Here is a 14,608-nt window from a genome sequence, read left to right on the forward strand (position 1 = left end):
GCGCAGTTGTTGCGTCATGGGAGGCCCTTGGGACTTCGATGTGGTGGTGGTGGGCGGCGGCCCCGCGGGGTGCGCGGCGGCGGCGGCGCTCGCCGAACTGGGGCGGTCCGTCCTGCTGGTGGACGCGGGCGTGGACCGGCACCGACAACTGTCGGGGGAGCTCTTGCACCCCACCGCCGTGAGCGCGCTGCGGGAGCTGGGCTTCGGTGACGTCGTCGAAGGCTGGACGTCGCGCCCCGTGCGAGGCTTCGCCGTCTTCTTCGCCGCGCCCGCCCGCACCGTCGTCCTGCCCTATGCGCGGGGCGCCACGGGCATGTCGCTCGAGCACGCCGAGCTCACCGAGCCGCTGCTGCGGGCCGTGGCCCGGCGGCCGGGCGTCACCGTCCAGGCCCGCTCCCGCGTGACGTCGGTGGAGCACAACGACGCGCGCGGTGTCCGGCTGCGCTTCCTCCACGAAGGCGTCGAGCACGCGGTGGGCGCCCGGATGCTGGTGGCCGCGGACGGGCGCGCGTCGCCCGTGCGGCGGATGCTGGGTATCTCCGAGCGCTTCACGCGCATCTCCACCATGCTGGGGCTCACCGTGGACAGCGCCTGCCTGCCGCGTCCCGACCATGGACATCAGTTCGTCGGAGGGCCGCTGTACGCGCTGGCCTATGCCATCCAGCCGGACGTGGCGCGGGTGATGGTGGACCTCCCCCTGGGCAGCACCGCCCAGACCCTGCGGGAGCGCCCGGAATGGCTGGCCACGTTGCCATCCGCGCTGAGCGCGGAGGTCCGACGGGCGCTGGACGCGAGCGCGACACCCCGCATGGCCTCCAACGACGACCGGTTGTCGCGGACGGTGTGGAAGGGGAGCGCCGTGCTCGTGGGCGACGCCGCGTCCTGCTGCCACCCGCTCACCGGGAGCGGCATGGCCTCGTGCTTCGATGACGCGCGAGCGCTCCAGCGGGCGCTGCGCCACCACCCCGAGGACATCCCCCGGGCCCTGGAGCGCTATGCCTGCGAGCGGCGGCCCGCGCAGCGCACCCGCGTCCAGCTCGCCGCGTCGCTCTACGACGCCTGCGCGGGGCAGGACGCGGGCATGAGGGCCCTGCGGCGAGGGCTCCTGCGCTACTGGGAGCACAGCCCGCGAGGTGCCCGCGTCTCCATGTCCCTGCTCTCGTCCGAGGAGTCGCGCATGCGGGTGCTCGCGCGCGAATACCTCTGCGTCGTCGGCCACGCGCTGGTGACGTTGCGGCCGGGGCGGCGGCGGGACGTCCGTGCCCGCGCGGCCGTGCCGCTGCTTCGCTCCGCCGGGCCACCGCTGCGGGGCGCCGTGGCGAGTACGCTGGAGCAGGTGGGAAGTTGGTGGCATCGCCGCGTCCGCCGTTCCGCCTAGGGGCTCGTCCGCGCGGGCAGCGCGCCACCCAGGGCCGCTCGCGCGTCCAGCCGGTAGCTCCGGCCGCGCCAGTCCACGTCGCGTGACACCCTCGCGGACAGCGCCACGCCCGCGCCCAGCAGCGGCAGCACCGCCGGCACCCAGTAGTGTCGGGGGGAGACGCGCGGCCCATGGCAGGCCCGCTGCAGCCGCAGCTGGCTCCACACGGAGAAGCCGATGGGCAGCGCCGCCGCGGCCGCGTGTCCCCAGGCCCGACGACTGACGGCCGCCGCCAGGCCCCCCCACGAAAGCCAACCCATCACCCCGCGCACCCAGTTGGGGCGCGCGAAGCTCCAGGGGAGCCCCGCCTCCGAGAAGAGCACCCAGCGCCGGAAGATGCGCAGGAAGGCCTTCAGCTCCAGGTTCCCCGTGACGATGCGCAGGGGCGCGTGGATGACGCGGTTCTTCCACCCCGCCTCGTGGAGCCTGCGCCCCAGGTACATGTCATCCACGAACTGGCCGGCGGCCGAGCCCACGCCGCCGATGTCCTGGAGCGCCTCCCGACGGAACACCATCAGCTGGCCCATGATGAAGGGCAGGGCGCCGTCGGGCTCCGCCGCGCGCGCCACGGACGCGCCGTACCAGGCATTCACCAGCAGCCCGTAGCCCACGTCCCCCGCGAGGGGTGCCCTGGCCGCCGCGTACACGGGCGCGAACGTGGCGCCCGTCCGCGCGTCCTCCAGCAGCGCGCCCACCAGCGCCGTGAGCACGCCCGGCTCGGGCCGCGTGTCGGAGTCGCTGAAGGCCAAGAGCGTGCCCCGGGCGCGTGACACGCCCAGCTGCATGGCGTTGAGCTTCCCCGTCATCCCCGGCGGCGGCTCTCCCGCCACGAGCAGCTCCACCCGCTTCGCGCGCGTCGGATGACGACCCAGCTCGTCCTGGGTGATGGCGAAGGCGGGGTCCTCGGCGCTGTCGAAGACGAGGAGCACCTCCCACTCGCCCGGGTAGTCCAGGGCGAGCAACGCGCGGACGTTCTCGCGCGCCTCCACATCCAGTCCCCGGATGGGACGGATGAGCGTCACCGACGGTGGCTCGAAGGGGGCGGTGGGGGGCGCGCGGCGCCGTCGCACGCCCGCCATCAGTCCCCGGTGTCCGTGGGCCAGCACGCCCAGCGCCGCCGCTCCCGCCGCCACCCACGCGATGTCCCGTGCGCTCATCGCCTCTCCCCCCGTCCCCTCGCTCCGGGCGCCCACCAGTTCCAGTCCCCCATCAGCCGCATCATCGCGGGGACGATGAGCACCCGGACCAGCGTGGCATCCAGCGCCACGGCGATGGCCATGCCCAACCCCATCGCCTTCACCACCACCACCGAGGCCAGCGCGAACGCCGCGAAGACGGCCACCATGATGGCCGCCGCGCTGGTGATGAGCCCACCGGTGCGCTCCAGGCCCTCGGCCACCGCGTGGGTGTTGTCACCCGTGCGCAGCCACTCCTCGCGGATGCGGCTGAGCAGCAGCACCTCGTAGTCCATGGACAGCCCGAACAAGGCGCAGAACAACAGGATGGGCAGCGACGGCTCGATGGGCCCGGGCTCGAAGCGCAGGAGCCGGTGCAGGTGCCCCTCCTGGAATATCCACACCAGCGCGCCGAACGAGCCCGCCAGCGACAGCAGGTTCATCAGCAGCGCCTTGAGCGGCAGCACCACGGAGCGCAGCAGCACGTAGAGCACGATGCACGTCATCCCCATCACGAAGCCCACCGCGGCCGGCGTGTTCTCCTTGAGGAACTCCGTCGCGTCCACGTCCGTGGCCGTCTGTCCGCCCACGAGGAGCGTCCCGTCCCCCACCGTGCGCTCCTGGCGCAGCGCCCGGACCAGCTCCCGCGCCTGGTGGCTGCTGGGCGGCGCGGACGTGAGCACCTGGAGCACGGCGACGCTGCCCGCGCGGTACGCCTCGCGAGCGGCGCGCACCTCGGCGGGCAGCAGCTCCGGGGGCGCGGCGGCCATCTGCTGATAGGTGGCCTTGTCCAGGCCGGGCGACAGGTCCACCGCGCTCTCCACGCCCACCACGCCGGGCAGCGCGGCCATGCGCCGGCTCGCGTCGAAGAGGGCGGCGCTTCGCTCGGCCGTGAGCGCATCCCCGGAAGGGAACTCCACCGCCACCAGCACGCGCGTGGCGGCCTCGCGTGGGAACAGCCGCGCCAGCGTCTGCGCGCCCTGCCGGGCCTCGGTGCCAGGAGGCAGCGCGGTGATGTCCGTCGCGGCCAGCTCCAGACGTCGGAAGGGCAACCCCATGGCGAGCAGCAGCGCGAGCGTGGGCAGCAGCACCAGCCACGGATGCTTCATCACCCAGGTGGCCAGCGCGTGCCACACGCCGACGCGCCCCGTGCCGCGCCCGAAGGGCAGCCGCCCCTTGTCCACCCGGGGCCCCAGCCAGGACAAGAGCGCGGGCAGCACGGTGAGCGCGAAGAGCACCGCGAAGGCCACGACGAGCGCGCCGCCCAGGCCCATGGCGCTCAGGTACGAGCCGTGGAAGAAGAGCAGCCCCGCCAGGCCCACCGTGACGGCCAGGCCCGAGAACGCCACCGCGCGCCCGGCCGTGTCCAGCGTGCGCGCCAGCGCGGCCTGCGTCGACAGCCCCTCGGCGAGCTCGCCCCGGAAGCGGCTCACGATGAAGAGCGAGTAGTCGATGGCCACGCCCAGCCCGATGAGCGACACCACGTTGAGCGTGTACTGCGCCATGTTCGTGACGCGCGAGAGCAGCAGCACCCCCGCCACGCCGCAGAGCACCGCGAGCCCGCCCACCACCAGCGGCAGCATCGCGGCCACCACCGTGCGGAACACCCACAGGAGCACCAGCAGCGCCAGCGGGAACGAGATGAGCTCCGCGCGCAGCAGGTCGTGCTCCAGCAGTTGGTTGAGCGCGGCGAGGAAGGCCACCTTGCCCGTCTGCGTCGTCTCCAGCCGCGGGTCATCCAGGGCCGCGCGCACGGTGGGGAACGCGGCCACGGCCTCGCGCTCCCCGCCCTTCAAGCGCACCAGCGCCAGCACGTCGTGCCCCGTGGCCGACACGAAGCGCGCGCCCAGCGCCTCGGGCGCGCCCACCGGGGACACCACCGACTCCACCTCCGGCAGCCGCCGCACGCGCTCGAGCACGTCCGTCATCGCCTGGGTGAAGCGCGGCTGCTTCGCCGTCCAGGTGTCGTGGTGGAAGATGACGGCCAGCGTCTGGTCCGTGGAGCCCGCCGTGGCGGGCCGGGCCAGGGCCTCGGCCCGCGCGGCCTCGATGCCGTCGATGGTGCCGGTGGTGAGGTGACCGCCTCGGCTCAGCACCCAGATGGCCGCGAGCAGGAACACGACAGCGCCCACCAGCACCGCCCGCCGGTGCCGATGCACGCCCAGGGCGAGCCGGGCGAACAGGGAGGGGGACGTCGTCTCCGCGCTCATGGGGGCGAGGGGACCTGGAGGGAGGCGAGGATTTCGCGCGCCGTCTCCACCTTGATGTTGCCGCGCTCCATCAGCAGCCGGACCACCTTCTCCACGTCCGCGCCGCGAGCGCCCGCCGTCACCGCGACGCACCGGGCGTGCATGGCCATGTGGCCCTTCTGGATGCCCACCGAGCCCAGCGCGCGCACCGCCGCCAGGTTCTGTGCCAGGCCCACCGCCGCGAACACCATGGCCAGCTCGCGCACGGTGCTCACGCCCAGCAGCTTCAGCCCCAGCTGCGCGCCGGGGTGCACCTTGATGGGGCCCCCCACCAGGCCCAGCGCCAGCGGCAGCTCGATGCGGCCCACCAGGTGCCCATCCTCCATCGTCCAGTTCGTCAGGGGGCCGTAGTGGCCCTCCCGGCATGCATAGGCGTGCGCACCGGCTTCGATGGCGCGCCAGTCCTGCCCCGTGGCGATGGCCACCGCGTCGATGCCGTTCATCACGCCCTTGTTGTGCGTCGCGGCGCGGTAGGGGTCGGCCCGGGCGAAGCGACCCGCCTGGAGGATGCCCTCCGCGATGTCCTCGCCGGACATGCCCAGCCCCGACAGCGACGCCACGGGGAGGCGGCAGGAGGCCCGCGCCAGTCGCTGGTCGGCGAGGTTGGAGAGGATGCGCAGATACACCCGTCCCCCCGTGAGCTGCTCGACGAGCGGCGCGATGCCCTCCGCCATGGTGTTGATGAGGTTGGCGCCCATGGCCTCCTGGGTGTCCACCAGCAGGTGGACGATGAGGAGCGGCTCCGCGTGGGGGCCCTCGGGCGCGGGGAGGATGCGGACCTGCAGGTCACACGCGCCACCGCCGCGCTTCACGAGCGAGGGATGGAAGCTGTTGGCGAGCGCGAGCAGCTGCTCCCTCCCCGCGAGCAGCCGGGCGCGAGCGAGCTCCGGGTCGCCGTAGCCGGTCAGCTGCACCTGGCCAATCATCATCGAGGTGTTCGCCTCGGCGAGGAACCCGCCTGCGTCGCGCACCAGCTTCGAGGCGAGGGATACCGCGGCGATGACGGACGGCTCCTCCACGACCATGGGCACCAGGTGGTCGCGCCCGTTGACGGTGAGGTTCAGCCCCAGGCCCAGGGGCAGGGCGAACACGCCGACGGCGTTCTCGATCATCTGGTTGACGACGTCGAGGTGCGGCGCGTCCAGCGCGCACAGCACGCGCAGCTCCTCGGGCGTGAGGTCTCCGCGTAGCGCCAGCTCGCGCCAGCGCTCCTCCATGCTGCGTTGGTGGAAGCCCGGCAGGCGAGAAGACCGCGTCGCCGATGGCACCTGCACCGACTCGTCGTTGACTTCCCCCATGCCCCCCCCTGTGGCTCCGACCATCGAGCACCATGGGAACTGGTGACGACCGGAGCGGTTGGGCAGGGCACCCAGTCCTTGGGGCCGCGTGGAATCCGGCAGTGGACTTGCGTGGCGAGGGCGATGCCGCGCCCGTCGCCCGCCTGCCCCTCCTCATGGGGCGATGGCCGTGCTCAGTGGGCGAGCATCAGCCACACTCCCACGGCCACCATCCATCCGAACACGAGCGCCTCCACCGCGCGCTGGAGGAGCCCTCGCACCGGGGAGTCGAAGGACAGGCCCACCATGCCGAGCAGCACGAGCTTGCCCAGCGCGCCCGTCACCGGGGTGAGCGAGGTGAGCGCCGGCACGTCCTCGAACACGCGCTCCATTTCGATGAGGCCGCCGCCCGCGCCGAAGTAGCCCAGGCCCGCCACCAGGTGGTGCATCTGGTTCTTCCACGTGCCCCAGAACGGCGCGCCCGCGTCACAAGGGAACACGGCGGCGCCCACGTAGCTGACGCCCAGCAGCGACAGCAGCACGGCCCCGGTGCCCCCCTCGCCCTGGGCGGTGAGGTACGCGTGGAGCAGGGCGCAGAAACCCAGGACGGCCAGGCCCGCGGGCGCGAAGCCGAGCCACCCCGCGCGGGCGGCCCCCGGGGCGCCCGTCTCACCCAGCTCGCTGATGGTGTTCCTCACGTGGCTGTAGCCGGGCCTGTTCCGCGCGAACCAGAAGGGCGGCAGGACGCCGAGAGCCACGACGAGCAACGCGCTGGGGAGAATCCACGGGACCATTGAAGGAGTATCAAGGCGGCGGCGTCCCGGACGAAAGCCGGCGGGGGTAGACCGGTGCCTGGGGCGTTGTCAGATTGCGCGGGAACCTCATCGAGCGGAGGGCGTCATGGCGCACCGCAGTCGTCTCTCGGGCCTCATCATCGATTGCGAGACGGGGGAGCTGCTCTCCGCCGCCACCTTCTGGAGCCAGGCGCTGGGGCTCCCGGTGGGGGGGCACGAAGTCGGGGAGACCTCCGAGTACGTGGGCCTCGAGGGCACTGCCGCGGGGCTGAGCGTCGGGCTGCAGCGGGTCACCCACCCCTCCCGTGTCCACCTGGACGTCGAGGCGGATGACCAGGACGCCGAGGCCGCGCGCCTGGAGGCCTTGGGAGCGAAGCGCATCGGCTGGGTGAAGCGCTGGTGGGTCATGGAGGCGCCCACGGGCCATCGCTTCTGCATCGTGAAGATGGACAAACCCGACGAAGGTCCGCCGCCGACCGTCTGGAAGTGAGGCGGGCTAGCGTCCTTCGTGGAGCCGCGCCCGGAGGCGCCGGAGCCCCTCGTCGATGCGCTGCACCGTCACGCCGCCGTAGCCCAGCACCCAGCCATGGCGGGTGGGGGCTCCCATGAAGTAGCGCGAGAGCGACTCCACGCCGACGCCCGCCGCGTGAGCCCTGGCGGTGAGCTCCTTCTCCAGCCGCGCGCCGCCCCGCGTGAAGGTGGCGCACAGGTGCAGACCGGCGACGGAGGGGAGCAGCTCGAGCGTGTCCGCGAAGTGGCGCGCGAGGCCCTCGGCCAGTCGGGTGTGTCGCTGCTCGTACTCGCGCCGCGTCTTGCGCAGGTGCCTTGCCAGCGCGCCCGTGTCGATGAAGCGCGCGAGCGCCCCCTGCGCGGGGAGCTGGCTGTGCCAGTCCGTCACCTGCTTGGCCAGCCGCAGCTCCCGCCGGAGCGAGGGCGGCGCGACGAGGAAGCCCAGCCGTAGCGAGGGCAGCAGCACCTTGGAGAACGAGCCGACGTAGAGCACCCGGCCCGAGCGGTCCAGGCCGTGGAGCGTCTCCAGCGGACGGCCGCCGAAGCGGAACTCGCTGTCGTAGTCATCCTCGATGACCACCGCGTCGCGGCGCCGGGCCCAGTCGAGCAGCGCCTTGCGACGCGCCGGGGACATGACGATGCCCAGCGGGAACTGGTGGGACGGGGTGACGTAGACGGCGCGCGTGTCGTCCGGCAGGCGGCTCACGTCGAGCCCCTCCGCGTCCACGGGCACCGGCACCACGCTCGCGCCGAGCGACTGGAACAACGCGCGCGCGGGCGGATAGCCGGGCTCCTCCATGGCGACGCAATCCCCGGGCTCGAGCAGCACCCGGCCGACCAGGTCCAGGGCCTGCTGCGCGCCGTGGGTGATGAGCACGTCGGACGCGTCCGCGGTGACGCCTCGCGAGACACCCACGTGGCGGGCCACCGCCTCGCGCAGCTCCGGATGGCCGGCCGGGTCCGCGTACGCGGGGCCCGCCGCGGAGGCGCGCCACTGTCGGGCCATGAGCCGGCGCCAGGCGTCGAAGGGGAACAGCGACGCATCCGGATAGCCCACCCGGAAGTCGTACGGCGTCTCGGGGACGGGCACGGGGGGCGCGGGCAGCCCGCGCCAGACCGCGCGAGGCCGCAACTCCACGCCCTGGGAGGCCCTCGCGCGCGCGCCGCGCTCCCGAGGTGCGTTCTGGATGAAGCTCCCGGCGCGACCCCGGCTCACGAGCAGGCCCTCCGCCATCAACCACTCGTAGGCCACGCTCACCGTGTTGCGGGAGATGCCCAGCCGCCGGGCCAGCTCCCGCGAGGGGGGCACCTGCTCACCGTCCCGCAGCCGTCCGTCGAGGACCCGCGCTCGCAGGCCCCGGTAGACCTGCCCCGCGAGGTCCCTTCGCTCCGTCAGGTCGACATGCAGGTCCATGGCCCAGGCCTACCACGGATTGGCCCAACGAGATTCGTCGGTCCTGGCACCGTGAGAGGGCCAGGGACGGGGCACCCTGTCGGCACTTCCTCAAGGAGACCGCATGAGCCCCACGCCTTCGTCCTCGTACGCCTCGCAGCCGGTCCACGCCGAGCGCATGCCCTGGATTCCCATGACCTCCCCGGGCCTCTCCTTCAAGCCGCTGCGCTTCTTCAAGGACGACGCGGGCTGGATGTACCTCTTTCGCCTGGAGCCCGGCACCGTCATCCCCCCGCACCGCCACACCGGCGAGTCGCACGCCTTCAACCTCTCCGGCTCCCGCGAGCTGCTGGACACGGGCGAGGTGATTGGCCCGGGGGGCTACGTCTACGAGCCGGCCGGCAACGTCGACAGCTGGCGGGTGACGGGCCCCGAGCCGCTCGTGCTGCTCATCCACACGCGCGGCGGCGTGGAGTACCTGACGGCGGACGGCCAGGTCTCGCGGCACGTCGCGCCCGCGGACCGGCTGGAGTCCTACCGCCAGTGGTGCGAGGCGAACGGCCAGCCGTTCCTGGCCACCCTGGAGTGACTGGGGGCCCTGTCAGTGCCGCAGGTGGGCCTGCACCGTGTCCACCACCTCGCCGCCGTCGCCGTTGAAGACGAGCTTCGTCATGGCCAGCGCGAAGCCCGCCGCCTGCTTGATGGTGACGCGAGGCGGGAGCGAGAGCGCGTGCGGGTCCGTGACCACGTCGACCAGCGCTGGCCCCGGGTGGGCGAGCGCGCGCTCGAAGGCGCCCCGGAGGTCCTCGGGCGCCTCCACGCGCTGGCCCATGACGCCCACCGCCTCCGCCAGCTTCGCGAAGTTGGGGTTCACCAGGTCCGTCTGCGTGTCCGGGTAGCCCGACACCTGCATCTCCAGCTTCACCATGCCCAGCGAGCTGTTGTTGAAGATGACGACCTTCACCGGCAGCTCGTACTGCGCCAGCGTGAGGAAGTCCCCCATCAGCATCGCGAAGCCGCCGTCGCCGGACATGGAGATGACCTGCCGGCCCGGGTACAGGAGCTGCGCGCCGATGGCCTGGGGCAGCGCGTTGGCCATGGAGCCGTGGGTGAAGGAGCCGATGATGCGCCGCTCGGCCGTTGCGTGGAGGTAGCGCGCCGACCACACGTTGCACATGCCCGTGTCCACGGTGAAGACGGCGTCCTCGGCGGCCACCTCGTCCAGCACCGACGCCACCAGCTCCGGATGCAGCGGGCGGTGCGAGCCGACGTTGCGCACGTGCGTGTCCAGCTTGCGCCGCGCCTTGGCCAGCTCCTCCAGCGCGCCCTCGAGATGCCGCCGGTCCTCCTTCTGCTCCAGGCGGGGCAGCAGCGCGCGCAGCGTCTCGCGCACGTCGCCGCAGACGCCCAGGTCCAACCGCGAGCGGCGCCCCAGGTGCTCCGGCCGCACGTCGACCTGGGCAATCTGGGGTTTGACGGGCATGAACGCGTCGTAGGGGAAGTCGGTGCCCAGCAGCAGCAGGACGTCGCAGGCGTGCATGGCCTCGTACGCGGCGCCGAAGCCGAGCAGGCCCGTCATGCCCACGTCGTAGGGGTTGTCGTAGGCCACCCACTCCTTGCCCCGGTACGCGTGGCCCACGGGCGACTGGAGCCGCTTCGCCAGCGCGAGCACCTCCGCGTGGGCGCCCCGGCAGCCGCTGCCGCAGAACACCGTCACGCGCGAGGCGGAGTTGAGCAGCTCGGCGAGCCGGTCCAGCTCCGCGTCGGCCGGGCGCACCACGGGGCGCTCGGTGGCGAAGGTGGAGGGCACGTCCTCGCCGGCCTCGAGCGCGGCCACGTCCCCGGGCACCACCACCGCGGACACGCCGCCCTTCGCGAGCGCCGTCTGCGCGGCGAGCCGGAACAGGCGCGGGGCCTGCTTGGGGTTGGCCACCATCTCGCAGAAGTGGCTGCACTCGCGGAAGAGCAGCTCCGGGTGCGTCTCCTGGAAGTAGGACGTGCCGATCTGCTCGCTGGGGATGTGCGAGACGAGCGCGAGCACGGGCGCGTAGCTGCGGTGCGCGTCGTAGAGGCCATTGATGAGGTGCAGGTGGCCCGGGCCGCAGCTGCCCGCGCACACCGCCAGCTTGCCGCTCAGCTGCGCCTCGGCGGACGCGGCGAAGGCCCCCGCCTCCTCGTGGCGCACGTGGACCCACCGCAGCTTCCCGTCGCTGCGCCGCACGGCGTCGGTGATGGGGTTGAGGCTGTCGCCCACGACGCCGTAGATGCGCTCGGCCCCCGCCTCGATGAGCACACGAACGAGCGCTTCCGCCACGGTGAGAGAGCTCATGGGCTCAAAGCTGGGCGGGGTGACAGCGGGGGACAACCCAGGGGAGCGGGGTGACGGGCGCTCCCGTGGGTGTGGGGCGTGGGAGCGTGCTCCCTCTCGCCGGTGACGCGGGGGGCTACTCGAAACAGCTGTTCGCGATCTCGCGCAGCTCGACGATGCCCCAGTCGCTCATGGGACACATGTGGGCATATTCGAGCGCCTCGTCGCGGCTCTTGCAGTTGAGCAGGAAGAAGCCGCCGATGATCTCCTTCGACTCGGTGAAGGGGCCATCGCTCACGGTCCGCCGCCCATTGATGCTCTCGATGCGGATGGCGTTGTCGTCCGGCTTGAGGGCCTCTCCGGCGACGAGCACGCCCTTGTCCTGGAGCGTCTTCTGGAAGGCCATCATCCGTGCGTAGGCCTTCTGGCCCTCCTCGAGCGGCCGCTCCTGTCGCTTCCCGGGTGCCTCCATCATCAGCAGCATGAAAGACATCGCGCTCCCTCCTTTTTGGGGACGGCGATACTACGACGCGGCCGTGACACGCCGTCGAGGGGGCCCGGGTGGGAGTTGCTCGGTCCTGGTCGCTCGCGAGCCAACGCCACGGTGTGATTTCCGCGCGGATGGACGGGCGCGCGCGGCGTGTCCGCTTTCCGACGGCTGTGGAATGCGCTCCGCACCATGGGTGAGGGTTGACCGCGCGCTTCGGAGAGGGGAGCTTGCGGTGCGATGAGCGCCGGCCCCGACCTGTTCTCCGCCTCCGTGGATGTGAACCGCTTCGCGCCGCTCGCTGAGCGGATGCGGCCGCGCACGCCCGACGAGTTCATCGGGCAGGCGCACCTGCTGGGCCCCGGAGGTCCGCTGCGCGGGCTGATGGAGCGCAAGCAGCTGGTGTCCTCCCTCTTCTGGGGGCCGCCCGGGGTGGGCAAGACGACGCTGGCGCGGATGCTGGCGGCCAACGTCGACGCGGAGCTGGTCATCCTGTCGGCCGTGTCGGACGGAATCCCGCGCATCCGCGAGGTGGTGGCCGAGGCCGAGCGCGCGCGCAACCAGTACTCGCGCCGCACGGTGCTCTTCGTGGACGAAATCCACCGCTGGGCGAAGAACGTCCAGGAGCAGGCGCTGCCCCACGTGGAGAGCGGGCTGTTCATCCTGCTGGGCGCCACGACGGAGAACGTCAGCTTCGAGGTGCGGCCCGCGCTCGTCAGCCGGTGTCGCGTCTTCCAGCTCCAGGAGCTGACGCTCGCGGACATCCAGGGCGCGCTGCGCCGGGCGCTCACCGACGAGAAGCGCGGGCTGGGCAAGCGCCGGCTGACGGTGGGGGAGGAGGCCCTGGCGCTGCTCGCGCGGGGCGGCGCGGGGGACGTGCGCAAGGCGCTGGGCGCGCTGGAGATGGCGGCGGGGCTGACGGCCGACGGCGGCGAAATCACCGTGGACGTCGCGCGCGAGTCGGTGGGCGTGGGCCTGTCGCGCCACGACAAGGACGGGGACCAGCACTTCGACCTGCTCAGCGCGCTGCAGAAGTCCTGTCGGGGCTCCAACGCGCAGGGCGCCATCTTCTGGGCGGCGAAGCTCTTGCAGACCGGCGACGTGGTGTCGCTGTGGCGCAGGCTCAAGGTCATCGCGGTGGAGGACGTGGGCATGGCCATGCCGGAGGCCATCACCATCGTCCGCGCGTGCGAGGAGGGCTTCCACTCCACGGGCATGCCGGAGGGCCGGCTGTTCGTCGCGCACGCCGTCATCACCCTGGCCACGGCGCGCAAGAGCAACCGCGCCTATGCCGCGATGAACGCGGCGCTGGAGGCGCTGGAGGCGAACCCCAACGTCGGGCCGCCGTTGAACCTGCGCAACGCGCCCACGGACCTGCTCAAGGAGCTGGGGCACGGCAAGGGCTACCAGCCGCCGTGGGACTTCAAGGACCACTACGCGCCGGGACAGACGTACCTGCCCCCGCCGCTGGAGCGCGCCGTGTTCTACCGCCCGAGCAAGGAGGGCTACGAGGCGGAGGTCCACGAGCGCATGACGCACTGGTGGCGCGAGGACAAGGCGAGCAAGGGCGAGTAGGGCGCCCCGGCCCATGTGGGCCTCCCCCTCCACCCAGGCGACATCCTCGTCGTCGGCCGACACGCGACGTGCGCGTCGACCTTGCATCGTGAAGCGGGGGTGCTCTAGTCCGGCGCCGTGACGTCCCCCGAGAGACACCGCGCCATCGAAGCCGTGTGGCGGATTGAATCCGCGCGCCTCATCGCGGGCCTGACGCGCATGGTGCGCGACGTCGGGCTCGCGGAGGAGCTCGCGCAGGATGCCCTGGTCGCGGCGATGGAGCGCTGGCCCGACAGCGGCATCCCGGACAACCCGGGCGCGTGGCTGATGGCGACCGCCAAGCGCCGCGCCATCGACGAGCTGCGCCGGGGCAAGCGCGTCGAGCGCAAGCACGAGGAGCTGGGACACGAGCTCGAGTCCGACCAGGCCCACGGGCAGCCGGACCTGGACACAGCGCTCGACAACGACGTGGGCGATGACCTGCTGCGGCTGATGTTCATCGCCTGCCACCCCATCCTCTCCACGGAGGCGCGCGTCGCGCTCACGCTCCGGCTGCTCGGTGGGTTGACGACGGAGGAGATCGCCCGCGCGTTCCTGGTGCCCGGGCCCACCGTCGCGCAGCGCATCGTGCGCGCCAAGCGCACGCTGTCCGAGGAGAAGGTGCCCTTCGAGCTGCCCCACGGCGAGGCGCTCGCGGCGCGGCTGTCGTCGGTCCTGGAGGTCATCTACCTCATCTTCAACGAGGGCTACTCGGCGACGGCGGGCGATGACTGGATGCGGCCGGAGCTGTGCGCGGACGCGCTGCGGCTGGGGCGCATCCTCGCCGAGCTGGCGCCCCTGGAGCCGGAGGTGCACGGCCTGGTCGCGCTGATGGAGATCCAGGCGTCGCGCTCGCGGGCGCGCGTGGGCCCCTCCGGGGAGCCGGTGCTGCTGCTCGAGCAGAACCGGGGCCTGTGGGACCAGCTGCTGATTCGCCGCGGGCTCGCGGCGCTGGAGCGGGCGGAGAAGCTGGGCGGCGCGCAGGGCCCGTACGCGCTGCAGGCCGCGCTCGCCGCCTGCCACGCGCGGGCACGCACGGCGGAGGAGACGGACTGGGCGCGCATCGCGTCGCTGTATGGCGTGCTGGTGCGGCTGTCGCCCTCGCCGGTGGTGGAGCTCAACCGCGCGGTGGCCCTGTCCATGGCCTATGGCCCCGCGGCGGGCCTGGCCGTGGTCGACACGCTGACGTCGGAGCCCACGCTCGCGAACTACCACCTGCTGCCGAGCGTGCGCGGAGACCTGCTGCGCAAGCTGGGGCGCTTCGACGAGGCGCGCAAGGAGTTCGAGCGGGCGGCCTCGCTGACCCGGAATGCCCGCGAGCAGGCGCTGCTCCTGGAGCGCGCCCAGGACTGCTCCCGCCGCAGGGCGTGAGCGTGGGGTGGCAGTCCCGCGGGAATCTTCCGCG

Annotated in this window: 12 protein-coding genes; 5 read left to right on the forward strand and 7 right to left on the reverse strand. The window is 72.7% G+C overall.

Translation table 11 applies throughout. The annotated features are described in order from the left end of the window. The first annotated feature begins 16 nt into the window (after nucleotides 1-16). Complete coding sequence (locus tag AC6JA9_RS13780) at nucleotides 17-1,378, forward strand: FAD-dependent oxidoreductase (RefSeq protein ID WP_223785047.1); 1,362 nt, start codon at nucleotides 17-19, stop codon at nucleotides 1,376-1,378. Here the strand turns inward: AC6JA9_RS13780 and AC6JA9_RS13785 are convergent. The 4 genes from AC6JA9_RS13785 to AC6JA9_RS13800 all read right to left on the reverse strand — a co-directional run bounded on the left by AC6JA9_RS13785 (nucleotide 1,375) and on the right by AC6JA9_RS13800 (nucleotide 6,912). After that, nucleotides 1,375-2,574, reverse strand: coding sequence for a glycosyltransferase family 2 protein (locus AC6JA9_RS13785; RefSeq protein WP_223751526.1), 1,200 nt, complete (start codon nucleotides 2,572-2,574; stop codon nucleotides 1,375-1,377). The two genes, AC6JA9_RS13780 and AC6JA9_RS13785, sit on opposite strands and share 4 nt — an antisense overlap. Further along, entirely contained in the window at nucleotides 2,571-4,802 is a 2,232-nt protein-coding gene (locus tag AC6JA9_RS13790; RefSeq protein ID WP_473570772.1) for an MMPL family transporter, read from the reverse strand. The genes AC6JA9_RS13785 and AC6JA9_RS13790 overlap by 4 nt, the downstream gene beginning before the upstream one ends. Further along, on the reverse strand, nucleotides 4,799-6,139 hold the full coding sequence (locus AC6JA9_RS13795; protein WP_223751528.1) for a hydroxymethylglutaryl-CoA reductase, degradative: 1,341 nt from the start codon (nucleotides 6,137-6,139) through the stop codon (nucleotides 4,799-4,801). Before AC6JA9_RS13795 ends, AC6JA9_RS13790 begins: the two co-directional genes overlap by 4 nt. Nucleotides 6,140-6,312: 173 nt before the next feature. After that, complete coding sequence (locus tag AC6JA9_RS13800; RefSeq protein WP_223751529.1) at nucleotides 6,313-6,912, reverse strand: DUF998 domain-containing protein; 600 nt, start codon at nucleotides 6,910-6,912, stop codon at nucleotides 6,313-6,315. A 106-nt stretch (nucleotides 6,913-7,018) separates the two neighbouring features. On the opposite strand from AC6JA9_RS13800, the gene AC6JA9_RS13805 reads away from it, so the two are divergent. After that, a complete protein-coding gene (locus AC6JA9_RS13805; RefSeq protein ID WP_497959899.1) occupies nucleotides 7,019-7,402 on the forward strand; it encodes a VOC family protein in 384 nt (127 codons plus the stop codon). Nucleotides 7,403-7,408: 6 nt separating this feature from the next. On the opposite strand, the gene pdxR is transcribed toward AC6JA9_RS13805, so the two are convergent. Next, the gene (gene pdxR, locus AC6JA9_RS13810) at nucleotides 7,409-8,836 is read right to left on the reverse strand and encodes a MocR-like pyridoxine biosynthesis transcription factor PdxR (RefSeq protein ID WP_497959900.1); all 1,428 of its coding nucleotides are present in this window, start codon (nucleotides 8,834-8,836) and stop codon (nucleotides 7,409-7,411) included. A 103-nt stretch (nucleotides 8,837-8,939) separates the two neighbouring features. Between pdxR and AC6JA9_RS13815 the strand changes: the two genes are divergently transcribed. Further along, on the forward strand, nucleotides 8,940-9,404 hold the full coding sequence (locus AC6JA9_RS13815; RefSeq protein WP_497959902.1) for a cupin domain-containing protein: 465 nt from the start codon (nucleotides 8,940-8,942) through the stop codon (nucleotides 9,402-9,404). Between the two features lie 12 nt (nucleotides 9,405-9,416). Here the strand turns inward: AC6JA9_RS13815 and poxB are convergent, their stop codons facing one another. Both poxB and AC6JA9_RS13825 read right to left on the reverse strand, forming a co-directional pair. Then, nucleotides 9,417-11,144: a ubiquinone-dependent pyruvate dehydrogenase gene (gene poxB, locus AC6JA9_RS13820; RefSeq protein ID WP_223751533.1), complete on the reverse strand. Its 1,728-nt coding sequence runs from the start codon at nucleotides 11,142-11,144 to the stop codon at nucleotides 9,417-9,419. 115 nt (nucleotides 11,145-11,259) lie between these two features. Continuing rightward, complete coding sequence (locus AC6JA9_RS13825; RefSeq protein WP_223751534.1) at nucleotides 11,260-11,616, reverse strand: YciI family protein; 357 nt, start codon at nucleotides 11,614-11,616, stop codon at nucleotides 11,260-11,262. 234 nt (nucleotides 11,617-11,850) lie between these two features. Between AC6JA9_RS13825 and AC6JA9_RS13830 the strand changes: the two genes are divergently transcribed. Continuing rightward, nucleotides 11,851-13,185 carry a replication-associated recombination protein A gene (locus AC6JA9_RS13830; protein WP_223785054.1) on the forward strand — a complete coding sequence of 445 codons (1,335 nt, stop codon included), beginning with the start codon at nucleotides 11,851-11,853 and terminating at the stop codon, nucleotides 13,183-13,185. A 117-nt stretch (nucleotides 13,186-13,302) separates the two neighbouring features. After that, complete coding sequence (locus AC6JA9_RS13835; RefSeq protein WP_223751536.1) at nucleotides 13,303-14,574, forward strand: RNA polymerase sigma factor; 1,272 nt, start codon at nucleotides 13,303-13,305, stop codon at nucleotides 14,572-14,574. Nucleotides 14,575-14,608 lie beyond the last annotated feature (34 nt).

The organism is Myxococcus sp. MH1, from assembly GCF_059738865.1.

Coding starts and splice junctions, on each gene's coding strand:
- AC6JA9_RS13815 (WP_497959902.1), top strand. CDS start 8,940: ATGAGCCCCACGCCTTCGTCCTCGTACGCCTCGCAGCCGGTCCACGCC.
- AC6JA9_RS13795 (WP_223751528.1), bottom strand. CDS start 6,139: ATGGGGGAAGTCAACGACGAGTCGGTGCAGGTGCCATCGGCGACGCGG.
- AC6JA9_RS13805 (WP_497959899.1), top strand. CDS start 7,019: ATGGCGCACCGCAGTCGTCTCTCGGGCCTCATCATCGATTGCGAGACG.
- AC6JA9_RS13830 (WP_223785054.1), top strand. CDS start 11,851: ATGAGCGCCGGCCCCGACCTGTTCTCCGCCTCCGTGGATGTGAACCGC.
- AC6JA9_RS13790 (WP_473570772.1), bottom strand. CDS start 4,802: ATGAGCGCGGAGACGACGTCCCCCTCCCTGTTCGCCCGGCTCGCCCTG.
- AC6JA9_RS13825 (WP_223751534.1), bottom strand. CDS start 11,616: ATGTCTTTCATGCTGCTGATGATGGAGGCACCCGGGAAGCGACAGGAG.
- pdxR (WP_497959900.1), bottom strand. CDS start 8,836: ATGGACCTGCATGTCGACCTGACGGAGCGAAGGGACCTCGCGGGGCAG.
- AC6JA9_RS13800 (WP_223751529.1), bottom strand. CDS start 6,912: ATGGTCCCGTGGATTCTCCCCAGCGCGTTGCTCGTCGTGGCTCTCGGC.
- poxB (WP_223751533.1), bottom strand. CDS start 11,144: ATGAGCTCTCTCACCGTGGCGGAAGCGCTCGTTCGTGTGCTCATCGAG.
- AC6JA9_RS13785 (WP_223751526.1), bottom strand. CDS start 2,574: ATGAGCGCACGGGACATCGCGTGGGTGGCGGCGGGAGCGGCGGCGCTG.
- AC6JA9_RS13780 (WP_223785047.1), top strand. CDS start 17: ATGGGAGGCCCTTGGGACTTCGATGTGGTGGTGGTGGGCGGCGGCCCC.